This window comes from Streptomyces sp. NBC_01304 (assembly GCF_035975855.1).
Lineage (GTDB): Bacteria > Actinomycetota > Actinomycetes > Streptomycetales > Streptomycetaceae > Streptomyces.
In genome coordinates this window covers 9,459,805-9,484,322 of record NZ_CP109055.1, presented here as the reverse complement: position 1 = coordinate 9,484,322, position 24,518 = coordinate 9,459,805, and the positions used below count along the sequence as shown (strand labels likewise).

Annotated in this window: 21 protein-coding genes; 8 read left to right on the top strand and 13 right to left on the bottom strand. The window is 65.2% G+C overall.

The genetic code is table 11. The annotated features are described in order from the left end of the window. Positions 1-368: 368 nt before the first annotated feature. Positions 369-563, bottom strand: coding sequence for a helix-turn-helix domain-containing protein (locus tag OG430_RS49605; RefSeq protein ID WP_442816768.1), 195 nt, complete (start codon positions 561-563; stop codon positions 369-371). Positions 564-1,128: 565 nt separating this feature from the next. Then, a complete protein-coding gene (locus OG430_RS42260; protein ID WP_327357971.1) occupies positions 1,129-1,530 on the bottom strand; it encodes a hypothetical protein in 402 nt (133 codons plus the stop codon). Between OG430_RS42260 and istA the strand changes: the two genes are divergently transcribed. Continuing rightward, on the top strand, positions 1,508-3,046 hold the full coding sequence (gene istA, locus OG430_RS42255) for an IS21 family transposase (RefSeq protein WP_327350379.1): 1,539 nt from the start codon (positions 1,508-1,510) through the stop codon (positions 3,044-3,046). The two genes, OG430_RS42260 and istA, sit on opposite strands and share 23 nt — an antisense overlap. Beyond that, positions 3,046-3,837 carry an IS21-like element helper ATPase IstB gene (gene istB / locus OG430_RS42250; RefSeq protein ID WP_327350378.1) on the top strand — a complete coding sequence of 264 codons (792 nt, stop codon included), beginning with the start codon at positions 3,046-3,048 and terminating at the stop codon, positions 3,835-3,837. The genes istA and istB overlap by 1 nt, the downstream gene beginning before the upstream one ends. A 95-nt stretch (positions 3,838-3,932) precedes the next feature. On the opposite strand, the gene OG430_RS42245 is transcribed toward istB, so the two are convergent. Beyond that, the gene (locus OG430_RS42245; RefSeq protein ID WP_327357970.1) at positions 3,933-4,586 is read right to left on the bottom strand and encodes an ISAs1 family transposase; all 654 of its coding nucleotides are present in this window, start codon (positions 4,584-4,586) and stop codon (positions 3,933-3,935) included. Between the two features lie 660 nt (positions 4,587-5,246). On the opposite strand from OG430_RS42245, the gene OG430_RS42240 reads away from it, so the two are divergent. Then, on the top strand, positions 5,247-5,687 hold the full coding sequence (locus tag OG430_RS42240) for a recombinase family protein (protein ID WP_327357969.1): 441 nt from the start codon (positions 5,247-5,249) through the stop codon (positions 5,685-5,687). A gap of 1,637 nt (positions 5,688-7,324) precedes the next feature. On the opposite strand, the gene OG430_RS42235 is transcribed toward OG430_RS42240, so the two are convergent. Next, complete coding sequence (locus OG430_RS42235) at positions 7,325-7,873, bottom strand: archaeosortase/exosortase family protein (protein WP_327357968.1); 549 nt, start codon at positions 7,871-7,873, stop codon at positions 7,325-7,327. A gap of 113 nt (positions 7,874-7,986) precedes the next feature. Beyond that, positions 7,987-9,123 carry a non-hydrolyzing UDP-N-acetylglucosamine 2-epimerase gene (gene wecB / locus OG430_RS42230; RefSeq protein ID WP_327359452.1) on the bottom strand — a complete coding sequence of 379 codons (1,137 nt, stop codon included), beginning with the start codon at positions 9,121-9,123 and terminating at the stop codon, positions 7,987-7,989. A 185-nt stretch (positions 9,124-9,308) separates the two neighbouring features. On the opposite strand from wecB, the gene OG430_RS42225 reads away from it, so the two are divergent. After that, complete coding sequence (locus OG430_RS42225; protein ID WP_327357967.1) at positions 9,309-10,652, top strand: glycosyltransferase; 1,344 nt, start codon at positions 9,309-9,311, stop codon at positions 10,650-10,652. A 50-nt stretch (positions 10,653-10,702) separates the two neighbouring features. Here OG430_RS42225 and wsfD read toward each other — a convergent pair whose 3' ends face one another. The 5 genes from wsfD to OG430_RS42205 form a co-directional block, all read right to left on the bottom strand. Beyond that, positions 10,703-12,340, bottom strand: a complete 1,638-nt coding sequence (gene wsfD / locus OG430_RS42220) for a glycan biosynthesis hexose transferase WsfD (protein ID WP_327357966.1) — start codon at positions 12,338-12,340, stop codon at positions 10,703-10,705. Continuing rightward, positions 12,337-13,032: a septum formation family protein gene (locus OG430_RS49600; RefSeq protein ID WP_442816767.1), complete on the bottom strand. Its 696-nt coding sequence runs from the start codon at positions 13,030-13,032 to the stop codon at positions 12,337-12,339. The genes wsfD and OG430_RS49600 overlap by 4 nt, the downstream gene beginning before the upstream one ends. Before the next feature lie 197 nt (positions 13,033-13,229). Next, the gene (locus tag OG430_RS42215) at positions 13,230-14,129 is read right to left on the bottom strand and encodes a MinD/ParA family ATP-binding protein (protein ID WP_327357965.1); all 900 of its coding nucleotides are present in this window, start codon (positions 14,127-14,129) and stop codon (positions 13,230-13,232) included. Positions 14,130-14,900: 771 nt separating this feature from the next. Continuing rightward, positions 14,901-15,563, bottom strand: coding sequence for a hypothetical protein (locus tag OG430_RS42210; RefSeq protein WP_327357964.1), 663 nt, complete (start codon positions 15,561-15,563; stop codon positions 14,901-14,903). Between the two features lie 199 nt (positions 15,564-15,762). Further along, complete coding sequence (locus OG430_RS42205) at positions 15,763-16,269, bottom strand: hypothetical protein (protein WP_327357963.1); 507 nt, start codon at positions 16,267-16,269, stop codon at positions 15,763-15,765. Between the two features lie 570 nt (positions 16,270-16,839). Between OG430_RS42205 and OG430_RS42200 the strand changes: the two genes are divergently transcribed. Continuing rightward, on the top strand, positions 16,840-18,117 hold the full coding sequence (locus OG430_RS42200) for a DUF7927 domain-containing protein (RefSeq protein WP_327357962.1): 1,278 nt from the start codon (positions 16,840-16,842) through the stop codon (positions 18,115-18,117). 793 nt (positions 18,118-18,910) lie between these two features. Here the strand turns inward: OG430_RS42200 and OG430_RS42195 are convergent. Continuing rightward, positions 18,911-19,603 carry an MIP family channel protein gene (locus tag OG430_RS42195; protein WP_327357961.1) on the bottom strand — a complete coding sequence of 231 codons (693 nt, stop codon included), beginning with the start codon at positions 19,601-19,603 and terminating at the stop codon, positions 18,911-18,913. Between the two features lie 51 nt (positions 19,604-19,654). Next, complete coding sequence (locus OG430_RS42190; RefSeq protein WP_327357960.1) at positions 19,655-20,500, bottom strand: hypothetical protein; 846 nt, start codon at positions 20,498-20,500, stop codon at positions 19,655-19,657. Positions 20,501-21,496: 996 nt separating this feature from the next. Between OG430_RS42190 and OG430_RS42185 the strand changes: the two genes are divergently transcribed. Continuing rightward, positions 21,497-22,201, top strand: a complete 705-nt coding sequence (locus tag OG430_RS42185) for an HAD family hydrolase (protein WP_327357959.1) — start codon at positions 21,497-21,499, stop codon at positions 22,199-22,201. Positions 22,202-22,486: 285 nt separating this feature from the next. Here the strand turns inward: OG430_RS42185 and OG430_RS42180 are convergent, their stop codons facing one another. Then, positions 22,487-22,663, bottom strand: a complete 177-nt coding sequence (locus OG430_RS42180; protein WP_327357958.1) for a hypothetical protein — start codon at positions 22,661-22,663, stop codon at positions 22,487-22,489. A gap of 81 nt (positions 22,664-22,744) precedes the next feature. Between OG430_RS42180 and OG430_RS42175 the strand changes: the two genes are divergently transcribed. Together OG430_RS42175 and OG430_RS42170 are read left to right on the top strand one after the other, a co-directional pair. Continuing rightward, on the top strand, positions 22,745-23,176 hold the full coding sequence (locus OG430_RS42175; protein ID WP_327357946.1) for a hypothetical protein: 432 nt from the start codon (positions 22,745-22,747) through the stop codon (positions 23,174-23,176). Positions 23,177-23,221: 45 nt separating this feature from the next. Then, positions 23,222-23,989, top strand: a complete 768-nt coding sequence (locus OG430_RS42170) for a transposase (RefSeq protein ID WP_327357947.1) — start codon at positions 23,222-23,224, stop codon at positions 23,987-23,989. Positions 23,990-24,518: the final 529 nt, after the last annotated feature.

Here is a 24,518-nt window from a genome sequence, read left to right as displayed (position 1 = left end):
TCAGAGCCTGCCTGATGCGTTGGATACACCCCGTGCGGGGCAGGGTGGCCACGGGTGCGTTTCCGGAGTGGTTGTGGGGGCTACTGTCGTTGATGTTCATGACTGGTCTCTCCGATCGTGGAACGGATGGGGGAATGAGGGTGCGACTGGTCGCGTGGGGGGGGTGCGGATGGGCTCGAGCAGGGGTGGTGACGGCGCCCGTCAACGTTGCGCTGTGCGCCGGAGTTTTAGGCGTCTCCCTCTGGCTGCCGGCGGAGCAGAGTTCAGGCGGCGCTCAAGGTAGCCGTCCCAGCGGTGCCCCAGCCTGCAGCGCGCTGAGGCATCGCCGGGGATGCGGCGGATCCGCAACCGCGTACCTCAGGTGTGCCCTAGGGAACAGCCCTCACAGGGCCTCGAATCTCGCCGCTGAACAACTCATCAGTAAACACGCCCAGGGCCCGGGCAATCCGCCACGCAGTCGCCGGTCGTGTACCACGCTTGCCCCGCAGTAGCAGTGAGACGAACGCCTGAGAAGCTTTGGCCTTTACCGCCAACGTGCGCTGCGACAGTCCCTGAAGGCCCATCACTTCGCGGAAACGGTCTGCATCTTGGACTTTCACGAGAACCTCCTCGGACGGGTCACTGCGCGTCGTGTGTCGCGCCGATCCCAGGTGACCACTGTTATCAAGGTGTGCGCACAACAAGATGTCACCGGCATTGCATGGCGTTATCGACCTAATCGGCCTACGAAAGGGCGAGTTCCCGGCAGCATCCGCTGTGGGGTATGCGTGTAAACCCTGAAAGTCATTGGTGGCCCCTGCTGCGAAAGAGGTCCGGGGGCGGGTGGTGTAGGTGGGCTCGGTCATCATCGTTGCCGAAGGCCTGATGGTGCCGATGGCCAGAGCTCAGGCGAATGCAAGGCGATATGCGGACGTGGGCTCCCGAACGCTTGGACTGAACGCTTCGTCACAGCGAGCGATGCTGTTGGCTCGGGCGGTTTGAGCGTTGGCCCCACCTTCGAACTTTCAGCTGTCCTGGGATTCGTGGAGCCACCTGATACCCGGACGAACTCCGGGAGCGCGCGATCCGCGAGGTCCGCTCCACCGGCAGGGCGGTTTCAAAGTCTGACTGATCATGTGTCTGTGCAGGTCAGTTGAGGCCGATGAGGTCGAGTGGGCGCTGGAAGGGGGCGTAGGACATGTTGCGGAGTCCGGCGGCGATGTTGGTGTGGCCGGCCGTTCGGAGTTGGTTGATGGCGAAGCTGCGGGGGGCCATGTTGTCCGGACCGCGGCCGCTGCGGACCTTGGAGGCATCCTCGGCGAAGGCCGTATCACGGACGAAGTGAAGCCTGTTCTCGATGGTCCACTGCGAGCGGATGATCTTCGCGAGTCGCTGAGGTGACGGCGGCCATGAAAAGGTCCCCATAGGCGGCCATTTAAGGCCCCACTGATGGCCACGGGATTCCCCGCGTACGGCCAGTTCTCTCCCCGCTCGCCCCGACAGGTCCTGCTCGGCGACGCTCGAGCGGGTGAAGAACAGCAGGGAGATCATGGAAATCCTTGAGGCTTACGACCTCACGGGGAGTTACCGCGCCGCGGCCGAGTTGGCGGGGTGCGACCACCACACGGTGGCCCGTTATGTGAAGATGCGGGCCGCCGGGCAGAACCCCGCCCAGCACCGCCACCGGACGCGAGCGATCGACGACTATCTGCCGAAGATCGAGGAACTGGTGGTCCGTTCGCAGGGCAAGGTCCGTGCGGATGTGGTCCATAAGCGGATCACCGCGATGGGTTTCGCGGGCGGGGAACGCACCACCCGTCGCACGGTCGCCGAGGCGAAAGCCCAGTTCAGGGCCGGTCGGCGGCGGATCTACCGGCCGTGGGTGACCGAGCCGGGGCTCTGGCTTCAGTATGACTTCGGCGACGGCCCGGTGATCAAGGGCCGCAAGACCACGCTGTTCTGCGCATGGCTGGCCTGGTCCCGTTTTCGGGTGGTCATTCCGATCTGGGACAAGACGCTGCCGACGGTCACCGCGGCTCTGGACGCCACTTTCCGCAGGCTCGGCGGGGTTCCGGCCTACGTTCTGACGGACAACGAGAAGACGGTCACCACCGATCACGTTGCCGGGATCGCGGTCCGCAATCCCGAGATTGTCGAGGTCGCCCGGCACTACGGCACGACGATCAGAACGTGTCTGCCGGCGGACCCGGAAACCAAGGGTGGCTCCGAGTCCACGGTGAAGATCGCGAAGGCCGATCTGGTGCCCCGGGACGTCAATCTGCGCGAGCAATACAAGACGTTCGGAGAGCTGGAAGCCGCCTGCCGGCAGTTCTGCGAAGAGGTCAACTCCCGCACCCACAAAGCGACTCGACGCAAACCGGTCGAGCGGCTCGCGGAGGAACAACAGCGTCTGCATCCGCTGCCGAGGCGGCCGTTCACCGCCGCGTTCGGCACCACCCGCCGGGTGACCTGGGAGTCGACAATCTCGGTCGAAGCGGTCCGCTACTCGGTCCCGCACGACCTGATCGACAGCCGAGTTTGGGCCCGCTTCCACGGCGACGAACTGATCGTCACCGCCGTCGACGAGCACGGCTCGGCCCGCGAGGTTGCCCGGCATCCGCGCGGCCAAGCGGGCTCGCCGGTCCTGGACGACGCCCACTATCCGCCGCGCGAAGACAAGGAAGGCGACCGCACCCCGAAGGCCACCTCCGCCGAGGAGACCGCGTTCCTCCAGCTCGGCCCGGGTGCTGCCAGCTGGCTCATCGAGGCCGGGGCGACCGGGGTTCGCCGGATCAAGGCGAAGATGGCCGAGGCCGTCGCACTCTCAAAGCTCTACTCGATAGCGGACGTTGACCGCGCCCTCGGCACGGCCGCGGTCACTGCCCGCTTCGCGGACAAGGACCTTCTCTCGATCCTCGACTACCAGGCTGTTCACGGCCTGGCCGAGCCGGTCCGCCGCAGCGAAACCCACTCGCTGCAGCCCGGCACCTCCGCCTGGTCCGCCCTCGGCGCCCCCGCACCGAGCACCCCTGATCTTGCCGAGTACGACGAAAGCGACCACCTCTGATGGCCACCCCGATCCGCACCGTTCTCGGCACGAACGGCGACCCGCTCGCCGAGGCCATCGAGCTCACCAAGCGGCTGAAACTCCCGCACATTCGCAGGTCGTTGACCGACATCATCCCCACCGCGAAGGCGCAACGCTGGGATCCCGCCGAGGTCGTGCGCGTCCTTCTCGCCGAGGAAGCCGCCGGTCGCGACCGCGCCAATCTCCACACCCGCCGCAAGCGGGCCGGGTTCCCCACCGGCAAGACCTTCGGCGACTGGCACGAGTCCAAGTCCTCCATACCCAGGCCCACTCAGGACGCCCTGAGAAGCCTGGAATGGGTCGGACGCCGCGAGAACTTCTGCATTTGCGGGCCCTCGGGAACGGGAAAGTCGCACTTCACCGAGGCTCTCGGGCAGACCGCGGTCGAAGCCGGCCTGACCGTCGCCTGGTTCACCATCGAGGACCTGGGGATGCTGGTCCGCCGGCACCGCGCGGACGACTCCATCGCCCGGGCCCTCGCGAAGATCGTCCGCTCAGACCTGATCATCGTCGACGACATCGGCCTGCTGCCCGTCTCCGAGGATGCCGCCGAGGGCTTCTATCGACTGGTGGATGCCGCATATGAGCGTCGCTCGATCGCGGTTTCGAGCAACCTCCACCCGTCTGGATTCGACGAGATCATGCCCAAGACCCTGGCCACCGCGACCGTCGACCGGCTACTTCACCATGCCCACGTCACAGTCACTCAGGGTGACTCGTTCAGGTTCACCGAGGCCACCACCGGAAAGGGAGTGAAGCCCTTCAGCTGACCCACACCCTCCGAGGGCGGGGAGATATCTGGCCGCCGTTGGGGAACTTCTACTGGCCGTCAGTGGGGAGAACTACTGGCCGCCTCTGGGGAGAACTACATGGCCGTTGACACTGGCGAGGCTTGTTGGCTGGTCAGGTCGGTGATGACGTAGACAGTTTCGCGGCTGCGCTTGCCGGTCTTGGTCCGGGTGCGGTGGCGTACGACGCGGGCGACCTGGACGGCGTGGGGGAAGTCGACGCCCAGGTCGGTGACGGTCAGGGCCTGCACGACGCGGGTTTCCTTGCGGCCGTGCCCGGTGGTGCGGTCGTAGTACTTCGCGGTGGCCTGCTGCCAGGGCAGGCCGTGGAGCTGGGCGTACAGGCCCGGCTGGTTGCGTTTCACGGTCAGTGCGTAGTGCGCCTGCTTGTCCTCGACAAGGAAGCGGGCGTGCTCCCGCTGGGCATGCAGGGCGTCGGCCGTCACGGTCGCCCCGCGCAGGTCGAAGGGCGCCAGCAGATCAGCGAAGCAGGTGATCTCGTTCGTCTTCTTCGGGACCCGCAGCTGGGTGACGGTCATTCCCTTGCCGGTGATCGCGGCCAGCAGATGGGCCGCCGGGCTGTCATCGGTGCGCGAGCCGCGGGCAGTCTTGCCGTCCACCGCGAGGGTGTCCGCTCGGGCCGGATCGTATCCAAGCAGGTCGGCGAGTCCTCCGGGGCAGACAGCGTTGATGATCCGGCGGATGGTCGCCGCACTCGGCGCGACCCGCACGGCGAAGGCCGTCGTGGTGCGGGCACGGAGTCGGGCCAGAGCATCCTGAGGGGCATTCGCTGCCCATTACCCGATCGCGGCGAACGACTTCGCGCCGGTCAGCACCGCCGAGTGGGCCGTCAGCAGCACACTCACGAACGGGTGACGCCTCCCGCGACGGCCCGTGGATCCGCCAAGGTCGCCAGCCGCTCGGGCAGGTCCGTGATCGCACGATGCTGACGCGACGGCGACTTGACCAGACACACGGTGGGGGCTGACGGCACATCGAAGCTCCATCGTGTGAAGGCGACTTGGCAAGGTCACCTGCACAACGGAGCCTCGTCGCGCGGGCCACGGCCCCAGCCGGCATCACCACGCCGCCGTGGTCTGCACACCTACAAGATCAACCCGACTTTGAAACCGCCCTGGCTCCACCGGCCGCCCTATCGCGCGCGTCGCGAAGGACCTGAGCTTCCATAAGGAAGCCCTGCGTGGCTGGGTCCGCCAGGCCGAGGCTGACCGGGTGAGATGACCAGTGCAAGGCGGCCCCCCGGCTCCCCGTGCCGCTCGCGCTCCGACGCGGTCACGTGCGCATACCACACCGGCCGCTTCACGAAGGTGCCCAAGCTGAACAAGAAGCTGCGAATCCAGACGCCGGCCGATCGCTCGCCGGGGGCAACCGTGACAGCCCGGCAAACCGGTCCCCGCTGCCATCGCCCCCAACTGCCGAGCGCAGGCATCCGCATCGGATACGCCCGTTGCTCGCACCTCAGCCAGGACCTCGACTCACAGCTCGACGCACTCGCCAAACACGGCATCCCCCGCGACAAGATCTTCAGCGAGAAGATCAGCACCCGCATCGAGGTCCGCCCCCAGTTCGAGGGCGACCTCAAGACCGCCCGCGAGATCAAGGCGCGCGCCCCGCACTACCGCGTGATCCTCACGGTGAACGAGATGAAACGACTGGGGCGCGACGCAGCAGATCTCACCGCCCTCGCGGACCATCTGACCGAGCACGGCCTGGTCCTGGAAATGCTCGTTGGTCCCCTTGCCGGGATCTACGACCCCACTGGACCCGGAAAGGTCCTCTTCGGATTCTTCGCAGCGATGGCCGAGACCTAGCTCGAGGCCGTTGGTGAAGGTGTGGAGGCCGGGCAGGTCGTCGGCGCGCACCGCCTTGATCCATTGCGGGAGCTCGTTGCCCTGGAGATGGGTGAGCGTCTTCCCGAACGCGCGGACGTGACCGGTGGGGGCATCCAGTTCGGGGTAGCTGGCGAAGTCAGCTTTGAGCTTCAGGCGCTCGCTCTCCGGCAGGGTGTCGGGGTGGGTCAGGATCCATCCGGTGACCGTGCGCGGGGACGGCGGACGGGCTGCCGGTAGAGCGGTCAAGGCCTGCTCCTCTCCCCCCATACCACCGCCGGTCGTTCGATACCCCATCGGTCATACGCCGCCACGGTGTACGACTCGGCTCGCCCGGGCGTCGCGTCGCAATACTCCCTGGTGGCCGGCCCCACAGACTTGATGTACTCACCGTTCCGATAGATGCGATAACCCACCACCGGATCGGACGAACGGGAGTCCCCGGCTCTCCAACTCACCTGTGCCCGGCAGGTCTCATCCCCTCGGACCATAACGCGGCCAGGCGGCGACGGAGGTAGCACAATGTGTCCTCCTTGTCCGTGGGGCGACTCGCGCCGCGTCTCAGCGCGAGGCCATGCGTAGTACTCATAAACCCACGCCGGTACGAAGCCAGCAGTCCCACATCCTCCAGGGGGGCCGACCCTGCGCGGAACACAGTGCCGGATGATGCCGGCGAATCGGACGGTGCCATTGGCCAACGGCTGCCAGACTGGCCCCCCCGAGTCACCGCTCGCGACCATCTGGCCTCCTTGCGCTGCCGAAAAGTAGCACTCCTGCAGACCTGCGGTGCAGTCCTCGTCGAGCTCACCGCACCGAAATCCACCGGCGTCCTGTGTGGCCTGAGAGAAGCCGGAGTGACACACCCAGCCGTCAGCCGGCAGGTCGGTGGCATGTCCGTTCTCGGGCCTCCCCGTCGCTGTGAGAGTGACGACCGCCTTCTCCGGGAGGGTCACAACTCCGCCCGGCAGAGGCACCCGCGCGGGCTGGCTAGCGATACGCAACCGCGGGGGCAGCGGTCGCGTACCGGCATGGACCAGGGCGATGCCAGGGTGCCGATCGGTCACTGTCCCGTCGGAGCGGACAGTCCCGGTGGTGTGCGATACCGAGCCCAGCGTCTGCCGGTCCTCGGTGGTGATGTCTTGCACGGCAACACCCACAGGGTGCGCGACATGGCCGACGCTTAGCAGGTAGTAGTGGCCGTTCCGGTAGTACGCGACCCCGAGCGAGCCCGAACCCGCATGATCGACCGGGCCCTGCGGCGACCAACCCATGACGCGGGCCGGCCCCGCATGCGCCGCGGCGTCGGCAGGCGCCACCTGTGCCGGACTGTTCAGCGGAGCAAGTGGCGCATGCGGGACGAACAACGTCAGAGAGAGTGCCGCAGCCAACAGTAGGACCAGCAGCCCGACTTCGACTCTCGCCGCAGGAGTACGCAATGCGTCCTGGAGGCCTGTGGCCAGGATCCGGATCATGGCTGATTGTTGATATGGGTCTCACGGCGCGTGATGTAGGCCCACCGCAGGAGCAGTACACCGCCCACTACGAGCACAACGACCAAAGCGATCTTCCACGTGATCGCCAGGAGTCCCGTCGCCGCAAGCGGCGGCCTTGGAGGCGTCCTATACACGCCGAAGATTCCCCTTCCCCGTCTTCGGCGAAGTCTTGCCGTCACGCGTGCCTCTTAGCGGGAACGCCAGACGTACACCGAGCAGAATGCGCAGGTTCAGCAAGAGCGCGGCAACCAGCATGACCATCATGAAGATCGGCCCGGAGAACGAATGAGCCCACCCGAACCCGGTCTCCCTTCCCCACCCCATCGTTCCGAGCCCGATGATGAGCAGCCGCCCAACATTGGCGGTCAGCAACAAGGCGACGGTGCCAGTTGTGGCGAGCAGCAGCCGCACCGCACCCACCCTGCGAAAGCCCGCGAACAACGCGCCCACCAGCAGCGTCGGGATGAGGATCAGGCGGGTGCTGCACCCAGCATCGAGGTGAAGTCCCAGCGCGTTGGGTGTGCCAAGGCCGAAGTAGAACGTGGCTTGGTCGGGCACCAGCAAGGTGTCACCGTCCAGGACCGTAGCGGCAACCGCGTGCCCCAAGCGCGCCTCCATATCGGCCCACCACTCCCCCGCGACGAGCAGTTGCCCGGCGAAGAGCAGCCACAGCACTGCCCACACGGGCCCTGATCGGCCGCCTGGTCGGGGCGGTGGCGGTGCCGTCTGCGCCTCGCCGGAACCCGATAGCGCGACCTGCCGCTCCGTCGCCCAGTACGTACTTGTCATCAGTGAACGGGCCTTCCCTCAAGACTTGCCGGGACAGTTGTTTCCAACTGCGGGGGAACGGGACAGGCTCCCGCATCGACGAACTCACAGACGGCTCTGGCGATGTGCTCCCCCGCTCTCCCGTCTCCGTACGGGGATGGAGTGGCGGCCAGGCGTGCCGGCAGGTCACGGTCATCCAGCATCTGCTGCGCCATGCTGTAGAACCCGTGCCTGCCGGGGACCAGCCGCGCGAATCCGGCACTGACAGACTCCGGTCGCTCCGTGGACTCTCGAACGACCAGCAAGGGCTTCTTGAATACCGTGCAGTCTTCCTGGAGCCCGCCTGAGTCCGAGATCAGCATGCGCGCTTCCCGAGCGAGAGCCAGATAGTGCGGGTGGCTCAGCGGCGAAGTGTGTCCAACCCTTGCTAGCAGTCCGCCGAGGCCGAACGCCTCCACTCGATCCTTCGTGCGTGGATGGAGTGGCAGCACTACCGGAAGGGGCAGCCTAATCAAGTCGCGAAGGATGGTCGCCAGCACTTCCGGACGGTCGACATTCTCCGGACGATGAAAGGTGGCAAGGATGAACCCTCCTGGTACCAGGGCTCGTTCAAGGAGGATCGCGGCGCGGCGCAGGCCGTCCGGCATGAACCGCATGTTCGCGTCCACGCCGGTGTTGCCCGTGAGTCTGATGCGCTCCGGCTCCACGCCCTCGGCCAACAGATTCTCCACAGCCTGTGACGTGGGGGCGCAGTGCAGATCGGTCACTGCTCCGGCGACAATCCGGTTGATCTCCTCGGGCATGGCCCGGTCTCGGGACCGTAGCCCGGCCTCAACGTGTACGACTGGGACCCCCGTGTAGTGCGCCGCCTGGGCTGCCGCACTCACTGTGTTCGTGTCGCCTTGGACGAGCACAGCGGCCGGCGCTTCCTTCTCATACCAACCCGACAGTTGGTCGATAATCCGGGCCATCTGCTGAGGCCGTGAGACGCCACCGACGCTGTCCAGGCGTAGAGCAGGCTGCGGCAGACCGAGCGTCCTGAAGAACGTATCCGTGAGGTCCGCATCGTAGTGCTGGCCAGTCCACACCACTCTCGCCCGAGTTCCCAACGCATGCACCACGCTGGCCATTTTGATGATTTCCGGGCGCGTGCCCATCACCACGTCGAATGTTTCCCTAGGGAGCATACGATTCAATTCCCCGTCCACGATCGACCCCCGCAGAGCATCATTCGTGGATAATCTCGATCCAGTCAACCTGACGCAAGGAACCCGCTCAGAACAGCGAACACGCCACCCAATTGCCGGAACGCATACCCCTACCGGACACTCAAGGATGCTCAATGGACGTACTCAGCAGCGCAATCATCATCTCATTGATTCTTGCGCTTCTGTTTCTGGTGTACGTGACCATTCTGGTCACAGCCTTCGTCAAGCACCGCCCAGGAGAACTCGGCAACCCGCGCGACTACCAATGGCACTTCATTGTGCCGTGCCTCAACGAACAGGCCGTCATTGGCAAGACTCTCGACTATCTCCTCTCGTCGTTCCCTCAGGCCCGCCTCTGGGTGATCGACGACGGATCGGATGACTCAACGCTCGAGATCACGTGCGCGGGACGGGCAGGCGGTGGCCGCATCACAGTGCTCCAGCGCTCCCTGCCGGATGCTCGGTGCGGCAAGGGTGAGGCGCTCAACTATGCCTACCAGCAGATCAGTCAGCATGTGGGAGATGCGGACAGGTCCAAGGCCGTCTGTGTCGTGGTCGACGCGGACGGAAGGCCCTCCTCGAATCTGCTTGATGTGTGCTCGGGACCGGCATTGTTCGGGGACGCGCAAGTGGCTGCAGTGCAGGTCGAGGTCCGCATGAGCAATCGGTACAGAACAGAGCCACTGCCGGGCGAAAGCGCATTCGCCAACTGGCTAGGGCGCACCTTCGTCAGGCTCCAGGACATCGAATTCCGAGGCCCCATCTCCGCCATGCAAATGGTGCGCAAGTTCACCCACACCGTGAACGTGGGTGGAAACGGTCAGCTGGCCCGGCTCGCCGCACTTGACTCCATCGACGGCAGGGGGGGAAATCCTTGGGGCAGGGCCCTGCTGGAGGATTACGAACTCGGCCTGCGTCTCATGCTCAACGGCTGGCGCAATGCCTACACCATCGACAGCTGGGTGGACCAGGAAGCCCTCTATTCCTTGGGGGCCTTGATTCGTCAACGTACGCGTTGGGCCCAGGGGTCCATGCAGTGCTTGCCGTATCTGCGCCAAATCTGGTCCTGCCGGCACTTCACGAACGCAGGGCTTGGCGAAGTCAACTACTACCTTGCCCAGCCCTGGCTGCAGTTGATCGGCTCCCTCGCCTACCCGCTTCCTGTACTGGCCTTCATGTCGAATGCCGCGCTCTACCCTCTCTTCGTGCGCCGCTACCTGGAAGACGGCGGCGGTCTGGTCCTCGCGCTCTACATGGTACTGGGGCTTGCGGAGTTCGCTGTCTGGGGACTGCTCTATCGCTGGCGCAGTGAGCGGTACCTCGGCTGGTGGCAGGCGCTGGGATACGGTTTCGCACTCGTGGCCTACAACTACCTGGTATACGTCATCGCTTGGCGTGCCCTCGGACGCGTCCTGCGCCGCCGTGACGGCTGGGTGAAGACACAACGCATCGACGCTCTGCCCGCCACCTCAGCCTGAATACGAGTGTGCCGCTGCCCGCATCGGGCAGCGGCACACATGATCGAGGGCTACCGGCGACTTCGCACAAACCAAGCGTTGCTGTTACGCCCGCTGCCGAACCACGATGATGCTGGTGCGGATGCCTTCTTCTGGCGAGGAAGTGCAGCCATCTGCGAGCTTGCGCCCGGCTCCGATCCGATCCCAAGGGACGTCAATACTGTGGCCACGAGGAGAGGTCCCATGAGGGTCAGCCCATACAAGGTGAAGATCATGTGCTTGTCCAGGTCATTCGACCCGTCCGTGACCATCACCGCCCAGAACTGGACAACCGTACTGGCCGCGAAGACCACCACTACAGCCGCACCAGCTCGCGCGGCCAAGGGCGAGCGCCGCCTGAACACCGTCACCGCCCCGAACACAGCAGCACCGAAGACCAGCGGTGGGAACACGAACCAGCGGATCGGCCGCATGAAGGTGAGCAGAGGCTGCACCAGACAGACCCGGCATTCCTTCGCGTACGGTCCCGCCCCACTGTCCGCCAAATAGTTTCCGAGATAAGAGGCTCGCGTCCGGGTGAGACCCACCATTCCACGGTCGGCAAGGCCTGCCAGCCGATCCGGATGGTTGAGGTGGAATGACACCAGATCCGCCGTACGCAAGTGAAGCATCTGTTCATACTCGGGACTCCAAACTAGCGGAGCGGTAAGGATGTTCTTCCCGCTGTAGCGCTCCCAATTGGGGTCGAGGCCGAGATCCGCCAGGTCCTGTCGCGGAGTGGGGCTGTTCGGAAGGATCTCCACAAACAGCTGGTGGAACGTGTAGATCTCTCCAAGGTGCCGTGCCTGCATCCCCTGGAATTGCACCGTGACCGCCAGGAGTCCGACGGAGATGAGCGCGGCGGGACCCCGGCGCAGCACGGCCCCGAGCCTGGACGGACGCACCGGCCCCTTCTGGCCAGCGGCGTCCTCGCCAGCGTCCCTCAGCCGTTGAACCCAGTGACCAGCCCACGGGAAATGTGCGGGGCGCAGGAACAGCGCGAGCAGTGTTCCCACGAGGTAGCTGGCCGTCTGAGTCTTGTCCGCGATGCACCACAGAGCCGCGAACGCGACCAGCAGTATCGCTCCAACCGTGGTACGCCGGCCGCGCAACATCCGGAACAACGCCGCAATGAGGAAGAGGGTGCCGAGCAGGCCTGCCGGCTCACTCAGGGGCGAGATGAAGTACGTCGCAATGGTGCTGTCAAGGACGACCAGCGCCATCCCGATGACGACGACGCCACGTAGCCACACAGCGAAGGGCATCACCATGAAGTTCACAGCGATCGCTACGCCAAAGATGAGTGCACAGAGGATACCGAGCGCTCTCAGGTCGAGTGCTGCCTCCGAACCGAGGAGCGGGGTCAGCGCTTTCGCACCCAGGAGCAACAGCGCCTGAGTACTCAGATACGGCTCGCCTGTGCCACCGGCGCTGCATGCCTCCCCGTACCAGGTGAACTCCTCGTAGTAGGGATTCGCGTACGCCCACCCGGGCACCCCATCCGGCATGGGTGCAGGGCGTAGTCCCAGCTGGCAGATCAGCCGGTGCCCGTCGCCATTGTCGGCCAACCCCACCGCGCCGCCCGCGAACAGTCGTAGGAGCATGGCCAGGCACGCCAGGCCGCCAAAGATCAGAGCGACCTTGGCATGGGAACGATGGACAGTGCTCATGCCATTCCCTTGTCTTGGGCCCCCGCCTTCGAGGGCACCGAGCGACCCTGATGGTAAAGACTTCCTCTGATGGTCTTGCCCTCAGCGGCAACAACGAGCCAACAACGAGCTACTCGCGGATGCTCTGTCTGTTCCGTCCCTGGGAGTTGAACGTGAAGCCGGACATCCCGCCGCTCCGTCAACCCAGCCCCCAAATAGCGCACCGCTGCAGCGCGACACCGCTCGTACGAGATGGCTCGGATCCGCCCCCGTCCCAGCCTGCCGATGTCAGGCCCGAACACCACTGGATCGGACACGAGCTCCCGGTCGTGAAATTCGGAGCACTGGATGTCGGCACCGCCGTACCGGCAGTGTCGCAACTCCGGGGCGCCCGCTTCTCTGAGTAGCGCGCCCTTCAGCGATCCGGAACGGGTGCCAGGCATCTCCGCTCCGGGCACACCGACATCGCACCGGACGGTGCGCTCTCCGGCGTTCCACTCCTTCGCGGTCGGCACGACTGTGTGCAGATACGGCCGGTACGCGGGCGTCGCCTGGCCCGCACCCAGATAGCCGTTGACGTCGTGTGCGGCACACGCTGTACGCGCTTCTCTCAGCAACCAGTAGGGGCTGGGGCGCTGCTCCTCCGCCGCCACCGCCCCGTGCAGCTCGGCAGTCGCATACGTCTCCAACTGGTGCGGCGCTGTACAGCGCACGGCCGGCGAGGTGTCGCTGGGGAAGGCCGGCAAGTAGAGTGCCGGATCCGGCAGAGACCGGCACGCCCCGATGGTCCAGTCCGTACGGAAAGACCCGGCGCCCAAGCCAAGAGTGCCCAGCGGTTGCGTACGGTCGCAACCGCTCAGGGAAAGCAGCACGGCGGCCAGCAACACGCTGACCGCCGTACGTTCCGCTCTCACAGGCCCTGCGCCACTTCGGCAGCCACCCGCAGCCACGCCCGCCGAGTGGCCGGCTCCAGGCGGCCGAAGTCAACGAGCCCTCCGCCTGCGAGTTCTGTGTCAAAGGGCACCGGCACCACGATTCGGGTACGGGCGCTCAACTCATCCTCAGCATGCCACAGCTGAGTGCGGGTCTGGTCCGGGCTGGGAGTGATGACCGTGACCGCCCGGCTGACCACCTCCCCCAGCCCACGGGAGTTGAGGAAGTCGAGCATCCACATCACCGACCGGAGCGAATCCTCGTGCGGCCGGGTAGTGATGACCAGCTGATGGGAACTGGACACCACGGACAGCCAGTTGTCCACCCGGATATTGTTGCCGGTGTCAGCGATCAGAACCTTGTAGAAGCGCGACACGATGTCGCGCAGCAGCCAGAAGGCTTCCTCCGTGAGCACCTGATCGGTGTCGGGCGACTCGCCCGACGCCAGCACATCGAACATGGCCTCCGCCTGTGGCTGCACGTATGGGGCCAGCTCCCCCACCCGCAGGTCGGGCCGGTTCAGAGTCGCCAGAGCACCCAGCATGTCGGCGAAGTCGGCGGCGCCCTTGGCCCTGCGCGTGCGCAGCCCCAGGGTCCCCCATGCCTCGTTGCAGTCCATCGCCGCGACGAAACCCCCACGCAATGTGCCCATTACCGTTGCCAGGCAGGCCGCGCCGGTGGTCTTGCCGTCACCACCCTTGGGTGACACCACCGCGATCTGACGGAAGCCCGCGAAATGCGTGCGGACGTCAGCGATATCGGCACGTTCCGGCCGTTCCGCGGTGAGGGGTACAGCTGCGGCGGCCTGCTCTCTCTCCGGATCCGCAGCACGGCGGCGAAGACGGCTCCACACGCTGGTCGCCTGCTTGCTGGCCAACGGCGCGGACGCTTGGCGGGCGACGGGAGGGCGAGCCACCGGCGCGGCCGGCTGCGGACGTACATGATTCGGGGCAGCGACCGCGCTGGCACTCGGCTCCGAAACGGCACGTGGACCGCCTTGTGGCGGGAACGCCGCTGTCTGCTGCGGGGCCGCTGCAGACCATGGTTCATGCTCATGCACCGAGGCTGAACGCCCCCTGAGCGGAGTCGCATGGCCCCCTGTACGGGGAGACGAAGCTGCTGCGATCGTCGTGGCAGGGGCCTCAGTGGTACCCCTTGGCCACGCGGGCTGTCCACCCCTGACGGCCCACGGCGGGAGGTCCACCCCATCACAGAAGGTTTGCTGGGATCCCAGGGCGGCTGAGCGCTCCTCTCGCTGCGGCTGTCCCACATCCGAACTCTCATGAGCCACGCACCCACATGCGCATCCTGTCCCTGCGGTCCGCTCCTGCTCAGGACCCCCGCGGGCATGCCCAGCGCCTACCCCAGGAGGCAAGGCCGAGTCCTGCTCCGAGGTGCCGCCTGATTCCGCGGCGAAGGGCGTCGCACGCTGGGAAGTGTCAAAGATTTTTACCATTGCCCCTCCTTTTCTGACTCGATGCTATAGATCAAGAAGAGAGGCGATGCCAAAGTATGCACCACTACGCCCCAATTACCGCTTCCGCAGTAATATTCATAAGTCATTCCAGCGGAAATGGGCCAGCCTGCGCAGCATGCACGGAAGGCCCCCGCCGCACGTTCGGGGGCCTTCCGTGCGCTACAGGCTATTTCAGACACTGAGGTGTGCGGAGCGCTTGCGCCACCACATCAGCGCACCGCCGGCAAGCGCAGCACCCGCCGCCCCTACTCCGACCTCCGGACTGACCATCGGCACATCGACGGTCGGCACGTACGGCTTCGTGGCCGTGGCCGAGGTCTTGATCGTGAATGGCATCACATCCTTGGTGTGTTCGGGCCAGGTGACCTTGCCGTTGTTGAGCACCGTGTCAGCGGGAGCGCCCTCGACCACACGGAGCTTGATGTTCATGGTGACGTCGATACCCGGCAGGAAGTTCTTACCGCTCTCGCCGTTGTTCACGTGCTGGCACACGATTTTGTCTCCCTCTACCGCATAGTTGAGGGAGGGAAGCGTCGTACAGTTTCCGACAGTCCCGCTGTATGGCCCCTGGAACCACTTGAGGGGCACAGTGGTCTGGCCATAGGCCGGAAGCTGAATAATCAGAGTTCCTTCGGAGGTTGGCTCCTTGATCCTCATGGCGAAGTTGGACTCCACCTGAGGACCTCCAGGCTTCGCAATGTCAGCCGACTGATCCTTCAGTACGACCGAGTCCGGGCCGCCGTCCGCCTGCGCCGCGACCGGAGAGAGCAACAGAGCCCCCGCCGCGAGCGCCCCGGAGCAAACAGACCTGACTGCCATTCTGTTACTGATCACCTTGCTTTTCCTTTCCGAGTTCCCTTAAAGCGCGGCCCACGATGGCCCCGACCCAAGAATCGCGGTGCGCTTGATCATCACCGCCTTCAATGTCCAGCAAGGAGGAAATGAATCGAGCGTCAACACGCGGGAGGCAAAACCATCCGGACCAAAGGGGTGAATCTTTCACGTAGTTGGCGGGTGCATCCACCCAAACGGATCAGGCTGCCGCAAAGCCCGACCCCCGGCGGGCCAGACGCCTAAAGAGCAAGGCACCGCCGAACCCCACGACCGCGAAGGCCGCTGCACCCCACTCGAACATCGGGACCGGGGCGACCGGGACGGCCGGGAGCGCGGTGACGGCGACGCCTCGGACACTGGGCTTGCCGCTCGCGTAGACGGTGAACGGCGGCGCCAGTACCTGCTCGTTGACTTCGGCGTCATCAGGCATCATCGCCGACACCTGGAACTCGGCAGCTGCGCCCGAGTTCAGCGGCGTCGTCGGGGTGCACACCGCGGGGTCAGCCGATGTGCACCCCCAGCCCACAGGCGCCTTGATCCCACTCGCGCCTGCCGATCCACGAGGGATCTCGACCCTGACACCCGACGGGACGGGGGCGCTGAACTCGAACCTGATCGTTGAGTCCACTTTCGCTCCGGGAACGGCCGCGGCCGGCTTGGCAGTTGTGGTGATTGTGATGTTCTCGAACGACGACACGTCGGCCATGGCCGGACCGGCCATGGCTACGGAACACACGACGGAAGAGACCGTCAGCATGCCCACTCGAATTGATCGCATACTTTTCAGCCTTTCAGAAAAGCCCGATAGGTCGGAGTCAGGAGCCCCTGCGACCACCACAACTTGACGCACTATCGGACTTTCTTCGGAACCGACTCCCATGGCAGGGACGATGGGATGTGAAGGACAGGCTCATCCATACATTCATCCGGTTTAGGTTCCCTGCTGGACTCTTAACAAAGAAGAAGGATTACCCGGCTGGTCGAATCTCTATACGCCTCCCGTGGTCATCCTCCGGCGCGTCCACAATCAAGATCAGCCCGTGCCTCAGAAACACGCCAAAGTGACGACCGCTGGGCGGCATTCCATGCGGTCCAGCCCTCCTCGTTCACCCCGCCAAACAGGAAGAGCTCCGTGTCGTCTCTGAAGTCCCCTCACCCCCTCAGCCGCATCACACGTGCCGTGGGGTGCGCGATGACCGTCGGTCTCCTTACCTCCGCCTTCACTCCCCCCTCCGCAGCGCAGCCCACGGCTGCCGCAGCGGTGACATACGAGCAGGTGACGATCTCCTGGAACAGCCCTTACGACCTCGACAAGGGCGGCAACAAGAAAACGTTGCCCCACTGCCTGGGAACGGATGACAACATTCATCTGATTGCCTCAGTCAATTGCCGCGCCGCCAAGCACGTCTTCGAGAAGGTGCCTGGGCATACATGGACCAACGGGCCGCAAGGCGCAGTCACCACCTTCACTTTGCGCGACCCTGAGAACAGGAACAGGTGCGTCACCTGGCTCGCTGACGGCCCCCGCCTCCTCGACAACTGCGGCTCGCCGTCCCTGTTTATGCTGCAGACAGCTCCGCGGCAGACCACCACGAATGACACCGTAGGCAAGGAGAGCGGGCATAAGATTCTGCGCGTCTCCAACACTGGTGCGGCAGAGGGTGACTGGCAGGCGCCCTGTATGACCCACCAGTTGGACGGCAAGCACTCGCCCGTACTAGCCAGGTACGATTTCAACAGCGACGGGTATCCGACCTGTGCGGTCGTGGACGCCGCGACGGTGCGGACGGTGGACATCCCAGAGCCGAAGCCCGCGAGCGTAACCTTCAGCAAGAGCGCCACCCCGTCCAACCCCAAGCCTGGCGACAAGGTCAGCTACACCCTGACCGCGAAGAACTCAAGCCCGGACACCGACGCCACCGACGTCTCCTTCCAAGACGACCTCACCGGCATCCTCGACGACGCCTCCGCCCCGGCTGACACCAAGGCCAGTGCCGGCACCGTGACTGGCCCCGACGGGAGCAACAAGCTCACCTGGAAGGGAACGCTGCCGAAGAACGGCGGTACGGCCACGATCACATACAGCGTCACTGTCAAGAACCCCGACACTGGAGACCGCACCCTCTCCAACGTGGTCGTCTCCGACGCTCCGGGAAGCAACTGCAAGACCGGATCCACCGATGCTGCGTGCAAGACCAATACGCTTGTGGAGAAGGAACCCCTCAAGCACCTCGAGGTCACCAAGCAGCGCACCCCGAACCGGTTCAAGGCCGGCACCGTCATCACGTTCACTGTGACCGCGCGCAACCCCAACGCCGAGCGCATCGAGAACGCAAGGATCGTAGACGACCTGTCCCGCCTGCAGCAGGTGGCCGACCTGCAAGCCAACAGCCTCGCTAGCAGTACGGGCTCAGCCCCCACCGTCACCGGATCAAAGCTCACCTGGGCCGGCCCCATTGACGCCGGCCAGACTGCAACGATCAAGTACTCGTTCACCTACCGAGCCGGCTCCAAGGGCTCCCCGGATAACGGCGTGGTGACCATCGAACCCTGACCCTGAAAGAATCCAAAGCGTCGTGCTGCACGCGCCCGTCAAGACGCGGGCATCAGTACATCGGAGCCCCCGCAATGGGTCTCTTGTTGTTAGGTGGGCCGCTCCGGGTTCGATAGAGCCGCCGAACCCGGAGTGGTTCCGTCGAGGTCGAAGGCACAGGGACGCCGGGTGCCAAGCTCCAGATCAAGAGCACCGGAGGCGAGTGGATCGACCGCAACAGCGTAGGCGCCGACGGGAAGTTCTCCTTCGCGAGCGGCTACTACGAGTCCGACGGCGTAACAGTTCGGGAGATCCGCAACGGCAGCGCTTCACCCTCATCGGCCAAGGTTGCCCTGAAGTGGGCACGGCCGCAGATCACCAGCGCCAAGCGGGCCAGCAGCGGCCGTTATGACCTGCAGGGCACTGGCGTTCCCGGCACCCAGGTGAAGGTCAAACACAACGCCACCGGCTACTACACGCAGACGACCGTCAACCCTGACGGTACCTGGCAGGCAGCCGGCACGGGCTATACCGCCGACGCGAACGGAGCCGTGGTCGCGCTTACGCCAACGGCATATGGTCGAACGACTCAGCCCGGGTCCCCTACCAATAGAGATTTCAGGGGGGCACCGAAGGTCTGACCCGAAATAGCCCCTATTCGGCGGGTGTGTCATCCCTGTAGGGGTGACACACCCGCTCAAACCTCCTATGCAAGAGTTCTCATCGATTACGCCTTGAATCGTCCTGAAGGGCGAAACAGGGACCTGGAGTGCCCAGGCCACAGGCTGCTTCTGCAGGCCTCCGGTCTGTACCGTCAGGCGTTGGCGGATTCATCGGGGTGGGTTGCCCGGTGGACTACCGCGGCGAGCGCTCCTCCGACCAATGGGGCGAGCAGGAACAACCACAGCTGGGTGAGCGCGGGGCTCCCGGCGAACAGGGCGGGGCCGAGGCTGCGAGCGGGGTTCACGGACGTGCCGGTCAGAGGAATGCCCACGAGGTGGATGACGGTGAGGGAGAGGCCGATGGCGAGTCCGGCGAACCCCACCGCGGCGACCTTGTGCGTCACCGCTAGGACCACAAGAACCAGCAGGCAGGTGAGGATGACCTCGGCCAGGAAGGCGCCGCCGGTGTTGATGTGGACGGCGGAGCGATCACCGAAGCCGTTACTGCCGAACGCGCCGTGAGTCTTGATGCCCGGGACCTGCTTGGCGACCAGTAGGAGCAGGGCCGCGCCCGCGACACCGCCGAAGAACTGGGCGATCCAATAGGCGACCGCGGTCTTCAGAGGGATCCTCTTTGCGAGCAACACCCCAAGTGTCACAGCCGGGTTGACATGGCAGCCAGAGACAGGCCCCAGCGCGTAGGCCAAAGCCAGCAGCGTAAAGCCGAAGGCCAACGCGATCCCCAGGGTTCCGATGGCGTCGCTCGCCAGTACCGCAGAACCGACGGCGAAGACGACCAACAAGAGGGTCCCGAGAAACTCCGACACGATCGAACGCGACTCCACGATGTTTCTCCTTACGCGAGAATTCCCCGAGAATCTCTGCCGTGAGCTGGGTCAACGGGCGGAATCCTGCCTTTCCTTGGAGGCAGAGCGGCGCCGGTGCAGCGCGATCGCGCTACCCGCACCGACGATCGCCGCCGCAGCGAACGCGAGTGGCAGGTCCGATGGGCCCGACGAGGCAGTGTCGGCAGCGTGCACCGCGCCACCGCTCGCGGCACCCTTAGGTGTGGCCTTCAACGCGCTGGGGGACTCGCCGGAACCGGCGCCTGCCTCGCTGGCCGCAGGCGTCTCGTTCGGCTTCGGGGTGCTCGCGCCGCTGGATGATGTGCCGCCCTCCGTGCTCTTGCCGGGTTCGGGGGACTTGGAGGCGCCGTCCGAGGCACCGTCCGAGGGCTTCGCCGATGCGTTCGCCGATGCGGAGGGGGACGCGGACTCGTCCGGGGCGGCGTCGGCCTTGAGCGCGCTGCCGTCCGCGCCCACCAGGTTCCAGCCCTTTACGTCCTGGCCCTTGGGCTCGTTCGGCTGGTCGTCCTTGAAGTAGTAGAGCGGGTGCGTGTTGTAGATGACCTGGGGCTTGTCGGCGCCCTCGGGGTTGTCCTTGGTCTGGCCGGTGTCCCCGTCGACCCCCTCGGCCTTCGTCGGGTAGCCGATCGCGGCGGGCCAGTTGGTGGCGCAGTCGCCGGTGCAGTCAGGGGTGTCGGCCTTGTCCTCGGCGCGGAGGTAGAGGGGGTTGCCGTCCTTGTCGGCGAGGGCCTTGCCGGCCGGGGTGTCGATGAGCTTGAGCTCGCCCGGCTCGGTGGGCTTGTCCACGGCGAGCGCCTGGCCGGCGGCGCTGAGGGTGATGAGGATCGCCGCGGCTGCGGCGGAGCCGAGCGTGGCAACGGTCCGGGATCCGTCCATGGAAGGCTCATCCTTTTGAAGATCGACTTACCCCCTTTGGCCAGTTGATCCGCATCACGCTCGCACCGCCATCTGTATCGGCCATGCGGGTGACGGCAGCACGTCCCAGCACCTTGCCACAGGAGCCATGGCCCGTAGGTCTCTGATGCTGACATCGACAGTCAGCCGGCTGTTGAGACAGCTGGCCTCAGCCACCACGATGAGCCCTTCGAGGGAGCGGCCCGTGCCGGTCAAGGGCTATGCGACAGATGTGGGGTTCACTACCGCTGTGTGTCCGATCCCACGACCCTCGGGCACGGGGACGCTCCACGCCGCTTTGCGGTGCCTCCCAAGCCACTGGGCGGCGTGGGGCTTGGTCGGCGTGACCTCGAGCCCGCGCAGTCCACACCAGGGAGTGCCTGATTTTTGGCCCTGTCTCGCATGCGGGATGCTGCGTAAGAAGCCTTGCCCCGCTTTCCCTGCGGAACCCAGAGCATCTGCCGGGTCAGGTCCACACAGACCACCTTGCACGGGCGCACCGGGCACTTCTTAGCCTTGTTGGGGTCCTTACCAGCCTGCACGATCAGCATCGTCCGGTAGGCGGGAAGGTCTACCTCGCCCCGTGCGGGCGCAATGTTCCTGTGCCAGCCCCAGATAGGCCTCCACCTGCCACGCGACGGCCTCAGCGGGTGCAACCGCGACGCCACTACCACAGGGGTCAGCACAACGAGCACGAGGATCGCAGCCGCCGTGCTCCACCTGGGCTCCTCATTCCAATTCATCGATTTGAATTCATGCGCCCCATTCATACGCTCGGGCACATCAGACGGCACGCCGAGCGGGCCAAACAGACGTCAGCGCGGATGCCTCGCAGAGCGCAATCCCGGCCAGATGACCGAACAGCTGAAAGAAGAGCATGCGTGCAATGCGCTTCAGGTTCCGTCGCGCTCCTCAAACCCGTCACCACCGGACAGGCCTCCTTGACCTCAGCGCGGCACAACGCTGAACATCTCAGTCATGGCAATCATGGGCGTGCTCCTCGACTTCTCAGGAACCATCTTCCGCATGGAATCTTCCGAATCCTGGCTGCGGGCCGTACTGGCGGATGCCAGGATCCCCATGCCCGAGCCGGAATTGCTCCATCACGCGGCACAACTGGAGGCGATGGGAGCGCTGCCGGGCGGCGCTCCGCTCGCCGTGGTGCCCGACCACCTTGCCCACCTGTGGGCTGCCCGCGACGAAAGCGCCGAGCACCATCGGGTGGCGTACACAAGCCTCGCCCAGCAAGTGGCCTTGCCCGGGACCGGCCTCCATGACGCCCTCTACGAGCGTCATATGACGCCTGCGGCATGGCACCCGTACCCGGACACCGCCGAGGTGCTCACCACACTGAACCTACAAGGTATCCGTGTCGGCGTGCTCAGCAACATCGGATGGGATCTCCGGCCGGTCATCCGCGCCCATGGGCTCGATGACTACGTGAACGCATACACCTTGTCGTACGAGCACGGCATCCAGAAGCCTGATCCCCGACTCTTCCGAATTGCCTGCGACTCAATCGGCGTCGCCCCTCATGAGGTGTTGATGGTCGGCGACGACCGACGCGCGGACGGCGGAGCTGCGGAGCTCGGCTGCTCGGTCCACTACGTGGACCATCTGCCGGCAGCGGAGCGGCCCCTAGGGCTGATGCCAGTACTCGACCTCATTGGCCAGCAGCACTGACGGCAGCCATAGCGAGCCTCAACGGTCCAAGCCGCAGCACCCCTTCCCACGGACCCGACCGGCCCTCGGAATTGCGAGGAACCGGAATGCGGGTTTGCCTTGAGCGTTGGCACCTCGGGAAGAAGGCGGAAACGACCAGCATGCCTGGCAACGCCGGCGGAACTGGCCAACATCGCGGTGCTGGTTCTCGCGGCCTCGGGTTTCGTGGTCACACTGGTGAGATACGTCCGTGACTGGCCCGGTGACCGAATAGACAGCTGGTGGCCACTTGCAGCGTGCGGCACTCTATTCCTGGTTGCCGCGATCTTCACCTGCGTTCGCCCCTTCTCCCTCCGCCACCACCGCACTGTGGCCGCTTCCACACTTGGCGGCGTTGTGGATCTCGTGGCCGGGCGAGATCTTTCCGCTGTGATCACCGCTCACCACGTTCCAGGTCTTACCTATGCCGGTGGCGAAGACCACGGAGCCGAAGCAAACTCTTACCTAAGGGCTGTCCCGTTTAACCATGTGAGCTGGGACGTTGACTGACGGTACGGTCGTTGCGTGGAGTCCGAGAAGGTGCCCCAGTGTCCGCTGCACGGGCCCGGCGAACGTCCTGAAACCCTGGTCGGGCGGCGACTGGTGAGCGTCTTCGCCGCGTGGCATTGGAGCGCAGACGAGGCAGCGGAAGATCCGCTGGACGTGTGGCTGATCGACGACCAAGGCAGCTCCGTGCACATCACCACCGGCTCGGACGGGTGCCTGGTCGTGGAACCCTCAAGCCCGCACGAGGGATACGACATGGACGGCTGGGGGCGCGTCGAGGTAGGTCCGGTTGGTGATCGGACGCCGTTTGCCGCCCGCCTCGGGGAAGACGTCCTGGCGGTGAGAGAAGAGTTCGAGCCCAAGACCGGCCGCATTGCACTCGAGGTCGTCTTCGCCACCGGCCGGGTTCGTTGCGACAGTTGGGCTGGTGACCTCCGCCTTACGGAGTGAGGTTTCGCGTCCAGTTTCACCTGGTCACGATGTGATGATCTTGATGTGGCTGGTGTGATCACGGCGTCCGAGCCGTCCTGGATAACCCCCTTCACCGGGCTGAGCCCGCGCTGCTTCGGCAGGTTGGTGACCGCGCTGCGGCGCGAGGGTGCGGACGCGGTTCGGCGGGGTCGGCCGTGGGGCCTGACGCTGGAGAACCGGGTGCTGCTCGTGACGGCGTACTGGCGCACGAACTTGACGATGCGCCAACTCGCCCCGCTGTTCGGCGTCTCGAAGTCGGCGGCCGACCGGATCATCGGCCATCTCGGCCCGCTTCTCGCGCTGCAGCCCAGGAAGCGGTTCGCGAAGGACGCCGTGCTCATCGTGGACGGCACGCTGGTGCCCACCCGCGATCATGCGGTGGCCGAGCAGTCGAAGAACTATCGCTATTCCACGGCCCATCAGGTCGTCATCGACGCCGATACCCGCCTGGTCGTCGTGGTCGGCCAGCCGCTGCCGGGCAACCGGCACGACGCCCGCGGCTGGGAGGAATCCGGCGCCAAGGCCGCCGTCGGCAACACCATGACCATCGCCGACGGCGGCTACCAGGGCACCGGACTGGTCATCCCGCACCGCCGCCGCAAAGGCGAGGAACTCCCTGCATGGAAAGAGGAACACAACCACGCCCACAAACAGGTCCGCGCCCGCGTCGAGCACACCTTCGCCCGCATGAAGAGCTGGAAGATCCTCCGCGACTGCCGTCTCAAAGGCGACGGCGTCCATCACGCCATGCTCGGCATCGCCCGCCTGCACAACCTCAACCTCGCCGGATAAGCGCAGGGGCGGCACCGCGACCAACCCTGCCCTCCGCCGACTCCAAGATCGTTACGGGACAACCCTTAGACCGCAAGAACTCAGCCGCTGTCGGACATCGGATACCCACCGGTGTCCTGGTCCAACAGGTGCAATTCATCGACGCACATACATTGCCGTAGACGGATACCTATGGCAACGCCTCGACAAAGCCGTGCCGGCAGGATCACGCGGGGTGGTCTTCCCTGAAACTCAGGACTCATACGCCGTCAGGGAGGCGTGCTCACAAACCGTAGGCTGGTATTTCCAGGCTAAACTGCGCCAGACCTTCGACTACAGTCACTACCCCTTGATAAGCAGGACGTCTGGCTACCTCACTATAATTGGGGAAACAATCGAATCCCCAAACTGCACTCCTTGGGCTGCTCTTCATGGCAACATTGTGGGCCTTCAACTCCGGTTCGCCGTAAGCCCACGCCCAAATTCGAGTCTTGAGTAACGGTACAGAGAGTCCTTCCCCCTTAGCCGGCAATTCTGGAGCATTCCTCCT